Consider the following 12,611-nt stretch of genomic DNA (forward strand, 5'->3'; position numbering starts at 1 on the left):
CCGGTCGCACGGCGGAATACCCACCGCGACGACCTCCCGGCTGCTGACTTCCGGTTTCCCCAGGACGAAGACCACGACGCCGTCACGGAAGTTGCGACGCGGTCCTCAGTCAAGAGCGGCTGGGTCGCTTCCTTCGTCGACTACACCTACTTCTCCCTCTCCAACTCCATGGCCTTCAGTCCCACCGACACCATGCCCCTGTCTCCCCGCGCCAAAATGATGATGGGACTCGAAGCCGCCGGAGGATTCGTTCTCCTGGCCCTCGTGATCGCCCACGCCGTCTCCCTGCTGGGCTAAGCCCTCGACCACAGGGTCCCCCGCCCTTGCGCGCCGGCAGCCAGCCAGCCGGATGCGCCCGAAAAGCTACGTGACCAAGGCGTGGCACCCACCACTTCGAAAACCCCACCCTATGTTCCTCGTTTTCGGCCTCAAAACGCTCCCGCTCGACCTGGCCGGACGCGTGACAACGTGCCGGAACTGCGGCCAATTCACCCGCTGCAGTAGCGGGCCACCAAACTCACCCTCTTCCTCATTCCTACGTTCACCACGTCCAAGACCTACGCCACTACCTGCACCAACTGCGGGCAGCGCTCAACCATCAACTCGCGCCAAAAGGGCGCCCTGGCGGATGAGGAGCACAGGCCGCAGCCGGACCGGCTACAACCCCTGGCCGGAGGACCAATCCGCGGTCACGAACCCCTCCGAAAGAGAATGCAGAGCCGGGCCATCCTTCCCGTGTCCTGCATGACGGTCTCCACCGCGACATCTTCCTGGGTCCTGGCCTAACTTCTTTGTGGGACGCCGCCGATCGACCAGCGCGTACCTGCCAACGGGAGGCATACTGTGAGCATGAAATTCACCACGACCATCCAGGGCAGCGGCAACAAAGCGGGCATCGAGGTCCCCGAGGACATCGTCAACGCACTCGGTGCCGGCAGGCGGCCGCCGGTGGTGGTAACCATCAACGGCCAAAGCTACCGCAGCAGCATCGCGGTGATGGGTGGCCAGAACATGGTCGGCGTCAGCGCCGCCAACCGGGAACTGACCGGCGCGGCCGCCGGGGACACCGTGGAGGTCGACGTCGAACTGGACACGCAACCGCGGGTCATCGACGTACCCGAAGACCTCGCGGCCGCCTTGGAGGCGGAACCCGAAGCGAAGGCCTTCTATGCGACGCTGCCCTACAGCAGCCAGCGGCGTTACGTGGAGCCGATCGCAGATGCCAAAACGGACGACACCCGCTCGCGCCGAATCGCCAAGGTGGTGGCCGACCTCAAGGCGGGCAAGAAGTAGCCCACGCCGGCCCGGGCTGTATCCGACGGCCAGCTGCCAGCCTCTGGGGGAGGCAAACCGGGCACGTACCGAGGAACCAAGAAATGAGGGCTGCACACCAATCCAGCTTGAGCGCTGTCTAGATCAGCCAAACCGGGGCCGCCAGCGGCGACAGCCACACCCTTTACGGGGTGCCCCCTAACTTGGGACCGGCGACCCTAGGCAGCCTTGATTGCATCAGGTCCGGGCTGCTGCGGGGGCCGGGTCCGCGCCGGGGTCCGCGCCGCCGGTACGCCGCACATCCACCGACACCGGCTCGTCATCCGCCCGCCGAAAAGAGAGCCAGGCCGCGACTCCCCCACTCACCGCTACGGCCACCACCCCGGCAATCAACCATGCCTTCCCGGACGCCGTCCGCCGCGGCTTAGCCGTCACTGCCGGGGCAACTTTCGGTGCAGCCCGCTTCAGGCCCTCGTGAACACGGGGAGCCAGAGTTTCCACTCCACCGGCGAGCTCGTCCGCGAGCCGCCGCAGACCGCTCTGGATCCTCGGGGACGCAGATTCAATCCCGGTATCGAGCCCCGCCACCACTCTTTGTAGTGCGGCCTCGACGCCGGGAGTGGCCCATTCCCTCCCCTTGGTGAGCTGGGACATGAGATTCTCTGAAAGCTGGCGGACCTGATCGGTCTGGGCGGTGGGTGTTGCCGTGCGCATGAGTGCCTCCTCGATGTTGGTGGATCCCCATAGCCTACGGCGGCCAGCGTCGTCGAAACAGGCCCCTCCCGGCCGCAGCAACAAAGAGCGCCGGGCTTCCTCGGGGGCACCGCTGAAGGTCTACCTGACACCTGCCTGCGGGAGTCCTGTACGCAGGTCAGTATTTGAGAGACGCATTTCAACGGCACCCCGCACGGCGGCCGTGACGGACGCTCATGGGCAATCCCCGTTCATTTGGATTCGGCTCCCACAACGCCGCGCTGGTCATCATGCTGACTTAACCTGCATGTCAGATTGCCTGGCAGTCCAGGAAGTCCATATCGGTTGAGATAACAGAATCGGGAACAACCACCCCGGTCCCGCCACCTGAAGCCGGCCTCCGACGGGCTCGCCGGAGAAGAATGCAATGCCGGGCCATTCTCCCGTGAGATCTGAGTTGCCTAGTTCTTCCGGAGTTCGTTGAGGTGCTGTTGGAGACTACGCCGTAGTGCCGCGTCTTCACCGGCACCGGGCTGGGCCATGGCGGCCAGCAGATCTTCCGCGGTGGCCAGGACTGTGCGGCCGCGCGGCGTGAGCGTGATGCTGGTGCTTCGGGCGTCGCTGCCGCGTTCTTTGCTCAGGAGGCCCAGGCTTTCAAGCCTGCGCAGAACCTTGCCGAGGCTTTGCTTGCTGACCGACATTAGGACCGCCAGGTCGGAGATTTTAGCGGGTTCGAGGTCGGCGACGGATTCCAGCGCCTCGAGCGAGCCCTGAGTCAGGTGCAGGTGCGCCAGTCGCCGGTTGATCCTCAGTTCCTCAAGTCGGGCTGCGACGCCGAGGATCCGGTAGGTGGGCCATGGAAGCGGCTCCCCTCCGTCGGCGGCGGCCATACTTGAGCTCCTTTGCGTCACGTCCCGCACGTTCCGGGTGTTCCGTCCCAGGCGATCCAGCTTCCATACCGCGAGCACGTCACCGATCTCCAGCCGTTCCAGGGCCTTGGAGAGTTGAGGGCGTTCCGTCGCGGACCACTGACGCCAGGGTCGGCAAAGATCCTCGCAGCGCCGGCGGCATCGAGTGCAGTGAGCTGCAGATCAAACCGCAGCGCTAAATGGCGTCGTGTCCGCAGCACTAAATGGCCGGCTGCTTTATCAGGCGGGGAGTCCACGACAGCGGGGCGTGCACGATCCAAGTTCGTCAGCGTCAGGTCCCTGACGCTGACTGTCAGGAGAACCTGACGGGAAGACCCGGCGCTTACCTGCCAGCTCCGCCGCCAGCCAAGCGATAGGACTCCTGCAGCAGCTCATCCAGTTCCTCGACATCGATCCTTTCCAAGCGGACCAGCACCAGTTTCGGGGACCGTTCGTGGTGGGGCGTCCAGAAGTAGGTGCCTGAACCGGTCCCTGCAAGTGCTTCCCGTTCCTCGGTTTTCACGGTGAGGACGCCGTCTTCCCAGATGCGTGCCATCAGGGTCTTTTCGAACCACGCCGGCTGGCCCCAGCTGGGCCTCTCGCTAACCCTCATGCAGTCCACGGCAGATCCGCCGGACATCTTCCTCAGTGGCTATGGTGACTGTGGCACCGGAGCTCTGACCGGGCAATCTCAGACCCTTGGAACCGGGAAAGTCGATGGAAGCCGGGTCTGGATGCCTTCGCCATCACCTATGAAGGAAAAATCAACTAAACACCAACCGTGCAGAATCTCCCTTTCCGGCGCCCGGCCCCTGAGCGTGCGCAGTTGATGGGCGATCCCGAGTCCTTTCGTGGCAGCACCTCGCACCCCGGCTTGTCCCTGAACGCTGTCTGTAAGCGACCCCGCTTCAGGCACGCCCGCCCTGGCCAACGCGCAGAAGGCAGCCGGATCTACCGGGTCCGGACGTTTAGACAAGTGCGGCAATGGAGTTGTCGCACCGTAGTCGAAGATTCGCTCCCGTTTTTTCCAAGGTCGCACTGGGACAATGATCGGGCCGGCGGCGGTCGCCCTCCAGGCTCGGCTGTCTAGCCCAGTCCGCCGCCGGCCCCGGACACTATTCGAGTTTCGAGAAGGAACCGGGAAGCCCCGAAAGTAGTCGAGACGTGTACCCGCCTCTGTCGCCGGGCCCTGAAACGGTCTGCCCATGGATGAAATAGTGCAAGGCCGGCACGCATTGAATGTCGAGGATCTTTCCGGGCGTCCGGGGTTCGATGAACAGTTTCTGGGTGCCTGGGTTGGCATTCCGGCCCTCGCCGGCGTCGCGTCGGTCCTGCTCCCCTACACCCACTTTTCCGTCCTCATGCGGCTGGACAAACGCCTGGCCGCCGTCACCGCGCTCGGAATGGACGGCACCAAATTGATCGATCTGGACCGGTCAGGGATCCAGTGGAGACTGGATCCTCGGCTGCGCCCGGACCAGCAGACCGGCGAGGCGGTCTACGCACGCAACGACATCGACCGCGGCCACCTCGTCCGCAGGGCATCAGCAGTATGGGGCGACACACCTGCGGAAGCCGCTCAGGTGAACGCGGACACGTTCCACTACACGAACGCAGCCCCACAGGCGGCCAAGTTTAACCAAGGGTTAGATCCGTAGCCTTAGCCAATGGGACTCATCGACGACCAGCCGGACTTGGCGTCTCCTGACACTGACGCGGCCCGCCGTGGAAAGGCCCCCCGCACAGTATCCGGGCCGGCCAAGTTTCGCGCCATCGGCATCTACTCTTTGATTGCCGTGATCGTAATTCTTGGAATGACGTTTTTTATTTCCCGGCCGGACGTGACGCCGAGTCCGACCCCTACATCGCCTCCGGTACCGTCGGCCCCCCCGGCGAGCAATCCTCCGGAGGCGTCAGCGCCCCCAGTGAGTAATCCTCCGGAGGAGGCCGAGGCCGCAGTAAGCAGTCCTGCGGTGACCGGGCGCACTGCCTACCAGGCAGTCCCGAATCAGGTGCTGTTTGCGCTCGACAGCGCCGGTAAGCCGAACATTTCCGGCAATCTGACCAACGTCGCCCAGGGCGACACCGGAGACTGCTATTTCCTGGCAGCGCTACTGACAGTGGCCGCCAAAGCGCCCGACACCATCTTGAACATGGTTCATGAGAACGGCGACGGCACCTACACCGTTTCGTTCCACAGCAGGTACAACGGCGTGCCCTTTCCGGTAAAGGTGACGGTCAACGGTGACCTTCCGTACCGCCGCGGCAAGCCTTTCCAAAATGGCATCGAAAATATCGACGGCAAGAACGTGTCATGGGCGGCGATTATCGAAAAAGGATGGGCGGCGGTTAACGGCAACAGCTATAAGGGCATCGAGGGAACCGACCTCAGCGACATTCAGGATCACGATGTCCATAACGCCCTCTATGCCATCACCGGCGAGGTGCCCATCGACCGCAACCCGGGCGGCCCGATGACGGGAGTGAGCTTTGAGCAGATACAGCAGGACTTTAAGAACGGCCTCGTAGCGCTGGGGACCTCCAACTCCCAGGGCAAGCTGGTATCCAACCACGCCTACGCATTGCTGGACGTGAATTCCTCTAACCAAACCGTCGTGGTGGCGGATCCGGAGGGAGGCCAAAAGACGCTGTCGTTTGAGACCTTCCGGTCCACGAACATCAACCAGTACATCGCGATACCGACATATCCATAGGACCAGACTGCTGAACCCCTGGCCGGTTCCTCGATCCAGCGGGGAACGCCGGCACTTCCGGACCGTTGCAAAATTGTGCCTTTCGCCCCGAAAAATCGTGTGCGACGATGCGGTCATGAGCGAACACATCGAACCCGGGCCCGCACAACGTGCCGCCCCGTGGACGCGCCGAGAGGACCTGACCACACACCAGATGCGCACCATCGGGCAACGGCGAGCGGCCGCCGAAGAAAAGCTCGCACGCCATCTCAAGGAAGCACACCACCTGGCCGCAGAACACCCCCCGGCCACAGAAAAATCCCCAGATGTCTAACCGTCCACACCAGCCCAGCGTTACGCCGCACCCGGAGACGGGCAGGCGCCGGCTGCAGGCCGCACGGAGCCCGGACCGAACCTGCGCGACCCCCTTACAGGGAACGCCCGCGCACAAAAATACGCAGACCGGCCAGGGCACAGAATCAGCATTTTTCATCCGCGGACAAACAAGGGAGACTCTCATGTTGCTTTGGATAGCCATCGTCATCGCCGTCCTCTGGCTTCTCGGCCTGCTCGGAGGCATCGGCGGCGGGTTCATTCACCTGCTTCTGGTAATCGCCGTGGTCGTCCTGATCTTCCACTTCCTCCGCGGCAGGTCCCGCGTCTAAATACGAACGACGATCCCGCCGGCGCCGGATTGTCCGACGGTCGGCAGGTGCCGGAAGATCATCGATGACGCCCAGCCACACAAGGCGCCGGGACAGGATGGCCGACGGGCGTTGCCGCGCCGGTCTCCTGCCAACAAAAGACCATTGAGTAGGGCACATCCGGGACGCGCAAACCGTCTCACAGCAATCTCACAGGCGATCGCTATTCTGAACACAGTCGCCGAGCCCACTGTTATTCAAACCAGAGATGCCCGGAACATAACGGCCAATAAGACTTATTGGAGCGTCGGTGACGAGCGGCATGATCATTCGCCGCAAGAGAAACTGGCACCTGTAACAAGGCTGTCAGTCAGACACGCAACGCCAGCTAACTATCCTCGAACAGCGAGGGGCCAACGATGTCACCAAAACGGGAACGACGCTTCTGGAACCGTCAAAATGTTCCCCTGATGCTCCTGGGCGTCGCCATTCTCCTGGTGCTGATCGCCGCTGGGATAGTCGTATGGGTTACCTATGGTGCCCCGGTCATCGCCCGCCTCACAGGAACCTAGTCGGACCGGGTCCTCGCCGGATCCAACGTCGCGCGCATCATCTCCAACTGGAGCGCCAATCACCGGCAAAGTTGGCAAGCTGGCGGGTCCACGCACTCCAGTAGCCCGTACCGTGTTGTCCGCTTCAAACAGGAGCTCGTCAACGCACTCGGTGCCGGCAGGCGGGCGCCGGTGGTTGTGACCATCGACGGCCAAAGCTACCGCAGCAGCATCGCGGTGATGGGCGGCCAGAACATGATCGGCGTCAGCGCCGCCAACCGGGAACTGACCGGCGCCGCGGCCGGGGACACCGTGGAGGTCGACGTCGAACTGGATGCGCAGCCGCGGGTCATCGACGTCCCCGAAGACCTCGCGGCCACCTTGGAAGCCGCCCCCAACCCGAAGCGAAGGCCTTCTATGCGACGCTGCCCTACAGCAGCCAACGGCGTTATGTGGAGCCGATCGCAGAAGCCAAAACGGACGATACCCGCTCGCGCCGAATCGCCAAGGTGGTGGCCGACCTCAAGGTCGGCAGGAAGTAGACCCCGCCGGCCAGGGCCGTAGTTCATGGCCAACTGCGGCGCCCATGGGGAGGCGGTCCGGGGCGGCCGTCGAAGAAATAAGAATTGAATGCTGCACAACAACCCAGTTCGAGCGGCTGTCCGGAACCGCCAAAGCGGGGCTGCCAGCGGTGACAGTCAGCCTTCGAGTGGTGCCCCGAGCTTGGGACCGGCGACCGTTCCCAGATTGCCCGGTAGCAGGGCGCTCACGCATCATGCATCGATTGCGAGGGCTAAGCGGGCCGTACTGCTTCAGCTGTCTTTGAGCCGCCGCCCCTCGGAAAGATTTTCACCCCGGACTGGTACATCGCACCGTCATTGTGTTCGCCTTGGCGGCGGGCCGTCTCGGCTTCAAGGGCTTTCGCCACGAAGAGACTCCACGTGTTATCCCTTTCGGCGTAGCTGGTCGCGCGGTACGCGGCCCGCGGCCGGTTCCGCATGCGCGGCGGGGATACTCACCGTCAAGTTCCCTGTCTTCGGTTCTTTCGGTTCCGTCTTCTTTGGCGTCTCCGACCTAGTACAAACTGCGGTGACCGTGCCCAGCCCTCACGGTTCGAAGGAACCCTTCATCGTCGACAGCAACAAAGTCAGTGACAGACTCGGGCTCACAGCCACCCAATCGATCAGGCAATGTCAGAGGGACGGCTACCCGAACAGGGGCCCTTCTACTGATTGAACAACGCTTGTGGCTGCCGCGGGGCGTGGTCAGCCGACGTGGATACGTGGCCTGCGGGCCGGATCGGGTTCGTGCTTGCGCAGGATCTCGCGCACCACGGGCGCCGTGTCGCCGCGGCCCAGGAGGAGGTAGCGCATCAGGTGCGCCACAGGGCTGCCCTCGGACCACTCAAAATACGCGTGCGGAATGACCCCTGTGATGTCACGGAGCGCCAGGAGGATGGCGGCGATGGCGTTAGGCGCCGCCGGGCTTTCGGCCCGCAGTACCCGGTACCCGTTGACTTCGACGCCTTTGACGTCGAGCACGCTGCCGAAGTCGGACGGATCGATGATGTCGATCTCGAGAAAGATGATGTCCGCGGCCCCGGGAACTGCGTTCTGGCCGCGCTGGTCCCGTTCCTTCTCCGCATATTCCTGCACGCCCCCGGCCTGGCGGCGGTTGGCGATCAGGTTCAGCGCGCCGTCGTAGTCCAGGGAGTCGTTGATGAAGCGGCGGGCGTTGTCATCGAACCGGATCACGTCGGCGCGGAGCTCGGTCGTGCGGGCGATGCGGGAGACCAGGGAAATGGCCACAATGCCGAGGATGAAGAAGGCAGAGATGGTGAGTCCGTCGGGTTTTTCGATGATGTTGGCGATTAACGCGTAGAGCAGGATCAGGCAGAGCAGAGCGAAGGCCAGGGTTGCCCGGCGCTGTCGGCGCCGGTGCGCGGAGATGGTCACGGCGACTGAGCCGGAGACCATCATGGCCAGGACCCCGGTGGCGTAGGCGCCGGCCTGGGCGTTGACGTCGGCGTGGAAGGCAATGGTGATCAGGATGCAGACGGCCGTGTAGACGAGCACCACGGGCCGGACCGCCCGGCCCCATTCGGGGGCCATGCCGTAGGAGGGAAGGTAACGCGGAACAATGTTGATCAGCCCCGCCATGGCGGAGGCCCCGGCGAACCAGAGGATCAGGATGCTGCTGATGTCATACACAGTCCCGAAGGTGCTGCCCAGCATCTCGTGGGCGAGATACGCCAGGGCGCGTCCGTTGGCCTGGCCTCCGGGCTCAAACTCTTGTGCGGGGATCAGCACCGTGGTGACGAAACTGCTGCCAAGCAGGTACACGCTCATGATGGCCGCCGCTGCCGTCAGTAACTTGCGGGTGTTCTTGATCCGGGAGGCGAGCCGTTCCTCGGCGGTCTTGCCTTGGGCCGCGACCAGCGGCATCATGCTGACTCCGGTCTCGAAGCCGGAGAGCCCGAGGACGAGCAGCGGGAAGGCAATCAGCGCCGGTCCCAGGATGGCTCCGGGGCCACCCAGTGCGGACAGGTCCCCGGTCCAGGCCGCCAGGGCGGCAGGGTCATTGACCACCGTGATCACTCCGGCACCGATGACGACGGCGTTCAGCAGGAGGAACACGGCCACCAAAGGGATGGCGACGACGACGGCCTCGCTGAAGCCGAGGAGAAACACACCGCCCAGGATCAACAGCAGCACCACGGTGATTGGCACGGCCTGACCGAGCAAAAAACCGGGCAGATACGGGTTTTCCAGCATGTGCACCGTGGCATCCGCCGAGGAGAGGGTGATGGTGATGATCCAAGAGGTGGCCACGAACCCGAGCAGGATCAGGACGAAAATTTTTCCGCGCCAGAACGGCAGGAGGTGTTCCAGCATCGCCACCGACCCCTGGCCGTGCGGGCTCTCTTCGGCGACCCTGCGATACATCGGCAGCATACCCAGAAGGGTCAGGGCCACAATCAGCAGCGTGGCGAGCGGAGACAACGCCCCGGCCGCCAGGGCAGCTATCGCCGGAAGGTAAGACAGCGTGGAGAAGTAATCCACCCCTGTCAGGCACATGACCTTCCACCAGGCCTGGGGGCGGCCGTGGTCCTCAGCTGCTTCGGGTCCGACGACGGGCTGGACCCGGTCCTCCAGCAACCACCTCGTCAACCGGCTGCCGGTCCCTGACTCCGGCCCCGGCCTCCTGACCTCCGCCGGAATGGCGTCCCGACCCGTGCCGCTCATCTGCCTCTTCCCCGTCCCTGCTCGTTCCACGGCTCCAACATCCCACAATCAACCCCCGCAACATAGCAGCCGCCTAAGAACAATCATCACAAGGAAGCTGCAGCAGAACAGCCGGGCCAGGACTCGGCCGCCCGGTCCTCGACCCGGACGCCACGCAGGATCTGACGCACCGTGACAAGGCCACCGCCCCCGCCGGCACGGCCGCGCCCACAGCACCGGTTCCGCACCGACCGATCAGGAACGCACACCCACTCCGCACCCGTAGCTCGGCCGGAAGAGCAGGGGCCTTTTAATCCCCTGGTGGTGGGTTCGAATCCCACCGGGTTCACCCATGTGACAGCGCGGTATATGGTCCCCGCCTCCAGCCCGGAGTTGCCGGCTATGCGCCCGGGTGGGACCGGGGCCCGTTCCTCCATCGAAGGCCGACGCCGGCCCCCGAGGCAGTATAGGCAGGCCGGGCCCCGTCCGATCATGTGGCGTACGGCTGCGGACCGTTGGCGGAAGCGTTCTGCAGACTGACCTGTTGTGCTCCCGTGCGCGCCTGACGGGCAGTTGTGGACAATTCGCCGGGCCCTGCAGCGACGGTGCTTGAATGTTACTAAGCATGCTGATTAAATCTCCATGACGGGCGTAGTCGACGACCGGTCTACCGAAAGGAAGTACAGTAATGGGAATTCTTGCATTCCTCATTCTCGGCCTTATCGCAGGAGCTATCGCCAAGGCGATCCTTCCCGGCCGGCAGGGAGGCGGCTGGCTGATCACACTCGTTGTCGGCGTCGTGGGCGCAATCCTCGGAGGCTGGATAGGTTCGTTGATCTTCGGCGGAGGCCTCGCTGACTTCTTTGATCTGCGCACCTGGCTCCTTTCGATTCTCGGGGCCGTTATCGTGCTTCTGATCTATGGCGCCGTTGCCGGCCGCCGAAGCCGGGCATAGATGGTCCCCCGAAATAAAAAGGGCTCGTCACTCGCCCGAATGGCGCCCATGAAGGGCTTTGGGTCCGTGAATGGGACGCCTTTGCCACGAATCCGCACCGACAGCGCCTCCTGAAGGGGATTGAACACCATGGCCAAACCGGTAGTCCCCCAGCCACTCGTCCAGTACAAGCTCCGCGAAATCCGGGAAGGGCAGGTCCTGCGACTGGCCGATTCGAGCTTCGCCGTCGTGGCCAAACATCGCCGACACCGGCTGGTCCACCTCGATCTGGAGTCAGACGACGGGGCACACGCCTCGCTCATCGGGATTCCCGGCGCCCGCGTCCGACTGTGCGAGGAAGCAACGCCGGGACCGCGCTAGGGAACTCGCGCGGCCCGAGGGAAGACTGATGCGCATCCCATCCTCGCTCTCCCACAGTTCCACTACAAACACGGTGTCCGGGTCGTCCTCGTTCACGCCAACCTCGTAAGCGAGGCAGCCGATCTCCCGGAGGGTATCGCTGCGGCCGAATCAAATGACGCACCAACCCGTCGCGCTTACCTGAGACGGCGCCAACTGTTCCAACATTCGCAAGGGTCATAGCACCACCGTAATAGGACGATGCGACACTCACACTGCCCGCAAGCCGGTCCCCCACCGCGACACCTTCCGCCGGCTCCCCGCCGCAAAACTGTCCCGGCTAGGTAGCTCAATCGCTACAGCTGCGCCCATGAGCGTGAACATTAACGGCCACGCCCGCGTGACCGCAAAGGAGCAGTACCTGACCGCCCAGCGGAACGCGCGCGACGCCCATCGGTGTTCCCGCAGACCGGATCTATGTCGACCACGGTCTGAGCGGTGGGACCAGGAAAACGACCGCCTTTGAGTAAGCCTTGCCCCTTTCCGTGCCGACGACACCATGCTGGTCGAATCCGACGTCATCCGCGCCCGCACCCGCGAAGGCATGCAGGTCGCCAAGGCCAAGGGCGGCGGAAGGCCGCCGTCCACCGCCATGCCGCGAAAGCTGCTGGCACAATTGACGCAATCCAGGGCAGGCCGCCGCCCGTACATTCGGACAGGCCATGACTCCTAAGAAAAGAAGGCAAGAACCAAGCCGAAGGTCATGTCATCCAGAAGCAGCGCCTGCATGAACTGGCGTCAGCAGAAGCAGGTAAGAAAAGGGTCGCTGATGAGCAACGGCATCCCACGCACACGGGTGTGGACACTGTGCACACCCCCTTTGGCCGGACAATCGGTCGCCAGCTTCTGCCCAGGCCCCAAGAAACAGCCAGTCGAGGCCAAGAATCTGGAAAGAATTTCGCGCAGGTCATGTCGTCGCCACAACCCCACGGCATGAATAGGTGCAGGACCAACCACGTCCACCAGAACCAGCCACCAAGGAGACCCGAATGACCCCACATCCCAGCAGGTGGAGGGCCCACCAGCCAGGGCCCTGACCCCGCCACGCACATAACTCCATAGGCCACCGCGGCGGCCAGGCAACAGCCCGCGACAAGCGTCAGAGGGACCCGGGCAGGGTCAATGTCCACACGTTAAAGCAAGAACCCCCTCTGACGAGGGGGAATGCTGTGCCCGAGGTGGGACTCGAACTGCATTCCCTCCCCCGCAAACACTGGACTCCCCCGGAAACATACGGAATCCGGCCCGAACCGACACCAGTACGACCTGATC

At 63.8% G+C, this 12,611-nt stretch carries 15 protein-coding genes, 1 tRNA gene and 2 pseudogenes; 13 read left to right on the forward strand and 5 right to left on the reverse strand.

Annotated features, from left to right (window positions below):
* Positions 1-297 (forward strand): annotated as a pseudogene (locus AC1DEM_RS18545) (hypothetical protein); the annotation flags it as partial.
* 552 nt (positions 298-849) lie between these two features.
* Entirely contained in the window at positions 850-1,293 is a 444-nt protein-coding gene (locus AC1DEM_RS18550) for a DUF1905 domain-containing protein (RefSeq protein WP_476885768.1), read from the forward strand.
* 216 nt (positions 1,294-1,509) lie between these two features.
* On the opposite strand, the gene AC1DEM_RS18555 is transcribed toward AC1DEM_RS18550, so the two are convergent.
* The 3 genes from AC1DEM_RS18555 to AC1DEM_RS18565 form a co-directional block, all read right to left on the reverse strand.
* Positions 1,510-1,986: a hypothetical protein gene (locus AC1DEM_RS18555; protein ID WP_476885769.1), complete on the reverse strand. Its 477-nt coding sequence runs from the start codon at positions 1,984-1,986 to the stop codon at positions 1,510-1,512.
* 440 nt (positions 1,987-2,426) lie between these two features.
* The gene (locus tag AC1DEM_RS18560) at positions 2,427-2,855 is read right to left on the reverse strand and encodes a MarR family winged helix-turn-helix transcriptional regulator (protein ID WP_476885845.1); all 429 of its coding nucleotides are present in this window, start codon (positions 2,853-2,855) and stop codon (positions 2,427-2,429) included.
* A 361-nt stretch (positions 2,856-3,216) separates the two neighbouring features.
* Entirely contained in the window at positions 3,217-3,513 is a 297-nt protein-coding gene (locus AC1DEM_RS18565; RefSeq protein ID WP_476885770.1) for an MmcQ/YjbR family DNA-binding protein, read from the reverse strand.
* Between the two features lie 565 nt (positions 3,514-4,078).
* Between AC1DEM_RS18565 and AC1DEM_RS18570 the strand changes: the two genes are divergently transcribed.
* From AC1DEM_RS18570 to AC1DEM_RS18600, 7 genes and pseudogenes are all read left to right on the forward strand, one after another.
* Positions 4,079-4,531, forward strand: a complete 453-nt coding sequence (locus tag AC1DEM_RS18570) for a DNA/RNA non-specific endonuclease (protein ID WP_476885771.1) — start codon at positions 4,079-4,081, stop codon at positions 4,529-4,531.
* A 9-nt stretch (positions 4,532-4,540) separates the two neighbouring features.
* Entirely contained in the window at positions 4,541-5,587 is a 1,047-nt protein-coding gene (locus AC1DEM_RS18575) for a C2 family cysteine protease (protein ID WP_476885772.1), read from the forward strand.
* A gap of 115 nt (positions 5,588-5,702) precedes the next feature.
* The gene (locus AC1DEM_RS18580; RefSeq protein ID WP_476885773.1) at positions 5,703-5,900 is read left to right on the forward strand and encodes a hypothetical protein; all 198 of its coding nucleotides are present in this window, start codon (positions 5,703-5,705) and stop codon (positions 5,898-5,900) included.
* Positions 5,901-6,084: 184 nt separating this feature from the next.
* Positions 6,085-6,231, forward strand: coding sequence for a lmo0937 family membrane protein (locus tag AC1DEM_RS18585; protein WP_476885774.1), 147 nt, complete (start codon positions 6,085-6,087; stop codon positions 6,229-6,231).
* A 398-nt stretch (positions 6,232-6,629) separates the two neighbouring features.
* Positions 6,630-6,782, forward strand: a complete 153-nt coding sequence (locus AC1DEM_RS18590) for a hypothetical protein (protein WP_377986957.1) — start codon at positions 6,630-6,632, stop codon at positions 6,780-6,782.
* Positions 6,783-6,821: 39 nt separating this feature from the next.
* Positions 6,822-7,025: pseudogene (locus AC1DEM_RS18595) on the forward strand (DUF1905 domain-containing protein); the annotation flags it as partial.
* Positions 7,026-7,213: 188 nt separating this feature from the next.
* Positions 7,214-7,303 (forward strand): hypothetical protein, encoded by a 90-nt coding sequence (locus AC1DEM_RS18600; protein WP_476885775.1) that lies wholly within the window; start codon positions 7,214-7,216, stop codon positions 7,301-7,303.
* Between the two features lie 723 nt (positions 7,304-8,026).
* Here the strand turns inward: AC1DEM_RS18600 and AC1DEM_RS18605 are convergent.
* Positions 8,027-10,006, reverse strand: coding sequence for an APC family permease (locus AC1DEM_RS18605; RefSeq protein WP_476885776.1), 1,980 nt, complete (start codon positions 10,004-10,006; stop codon positions 8,027-8,029).
* A gap of 255 nt (positions 10,007-10,261) precedes the next feature.
* Here AC1DEM_RS18605 and AC1DEM_RS18610 point away from each other — a divergent pair.
* The 3 genes from AC1DEM_RS18610 to AC1DEM_RS18620 all read left to right on the forward strand — a co-directional run bounded on the left by AC1DEM_RS18610 (position 10,262) and on the right by AC1DEM_RS18620 (position 11,300).
* A tRNA-Lys gene (locus AC1DEM_RS18610) sits at positions 10,262-10,334 on the forward strand.
* 339 nt (positions 10,335-10,673) lie between these two features.
* The gene (locus AC1DEM_RS18615) at positions 10,674-10,940 is read left to right on the forward strand and encodes a GlsB/YeaQ/YmgE family stress response membrane protein (protein WP_476885777.1); all 267 of its coding nucleotides are present in this window, start codon (positions 10,674-10,676) and stop codon (positions 10,938-10,940) included.
* A 129-nt stretch (positions 10,941-11,069) separates the two neighbouring features.
* Complete coding sequence (locus AC1DEM_RS18620; RefSeq protein WP_476885851.1) at positions 11,070-11,300, forward strand: hypothetical protein; 231 nt, start codon at positions 11,070-11,072, stop codon at positions 11,298-11,300.
* Here AC1DEM_RS18620 and AC1DEM_RS18625 read toward each other — a convergent pair.
* Positions 11,214-11,396, reverse strand: coding sequence for a hypothetical protein (locus AC1DEM_RS18625; protein ID WP_476885778.1), 183 nt, complete (start codon positions 11,394-11,396; stop codon positions 11,214-11,216). The two genes, AC1DEM_RS18620 and AC1DEM_RS18625, sit on opposite strands and share 87 nt — an antisense overlap.
* 442 nt (positions 11,397-11,838) lie before the next feature.
* On the opposite strand from AC1DEM_RS18625, the gene AC1DEM_RS18630 reads away from it, so the two are divergent.
* Positions 11,839-12,012 carry a hypothetical protein gene (locus AC1DEM_RS18630; RefSeq protein WP_476885779.1) on the forward strand — a complete coding sequence of 58 codons (174 nt, stop codon included), beginning with the start codon at positions 11,839-11,841 and terminating at the stop codon, positions 12,010-12,012.
* Positions 12,013-12,611: the final 599 nt, after the last annotated feature.

This window comes from Arthrobacter sp. 05T420 (assembly GCF_056396305.1).